The 900-nt window shown below is 42.3% G+C and carries 2 protein-coding genes; one reads left to right on the forward strand and one right to left on the reverse strand.

The window, feature by feature from the left end:
• A partial coding sequence (locus A3762_RS19310; RefSeq protein WP_156493602.1) for an aminotransferase class III-fold pyridoxal phosphate-dependent enzyme occupies window positions 1–301 on the reverse strand: 301 nt, incomplete at its 3' end.
• Between the two features lie 149 nt (window positions 302–450).
• Here A3762_RS19310 and A3762_RS19315 point away from each other — a divergent pair.
• A partial coding sequence (locus tag A3762_RS19315; RefSeq protein WP_231878867.1) for a hydantoinase B/oxoprolinase family protein occupies window positions 451–900 on the forward strand: 450 nt, incomplete at its 3' end.

A 900-nucleotide genomic window follows, 5' to 3' on the forward strand; every position in this document is an offset into this window, starting at 1 on the left:
TTGCTTCGAGACCCGAGTTGCACAGAAATACTTTGTTCAATCCCGATAGTTCGCAAAGCTTCTGAGACAATTGTTGTTGAAGCTTTGAATGAAAGATATTCGAACTATGAAGTAGGCGGGTACATTGTTGCTTAATTGCCTTGGCGACGGCTGGATTGGAATGTCCGAGCCCACTTACAGCGACGCCGGTAAATGTATCGAAGTATTTGTTTCCATCGGTATCAAACAACCAGCTGCCGTCTCCATTCTCGAAAGAAACGGCAAGCTTCCCATAAGTATTCATTACTGCATTATCTGTCATGTGTATCTTGTTATTTCTCAATCAATCATGTGTTTAATGATTGTTTTGTTCGTTTTCATTTATAGTTGCGTCTGAATCAAGTGTAGCAAAGACAAAGTATTCTCGTGCTTTATTTGCGGGCGCGAACTAATAGTAATGTGGAGTTATTAATGCAAGAGAAAATAAGTGGAATTGAATTAGCTATTTTTTCTGGAAAATTGAACACGATCTGTGAAGAAATGGGCTTTGTCTTACAACGAAGTGCATTGTCACCAAACATCAAAGATCGTCTCGATTTCTCTTGTGCGTTATTTGATAGTGAGGGCCGTATTTTAGCTCAGGCAGCGCATATTCCTGTGCATCTTGGGAGTATGGCGTATGCCATGAAGGATCTCGTTGCTATGTTCGATTGGTCAGAAGGTGACATGGTCGTAGTGAATGATCCGTTCAAGGGTGGGACGCATCTGCCAGATGTAACGATGATTGCACCATTGTTCCTATCTGATGTTTTGCATGGCTTTGTTGTGAATCGCGCTCATCATGCGAATATTGGTAGTGAAGCGCCTGGTTCAATGCCCTTGAGCGATAGCTTGCTTGAAGAAGGGATTGTTCTCGGACCA

Source organism: Oleiphilus sp. HI0125 (genome assembly GCF_001635355.1).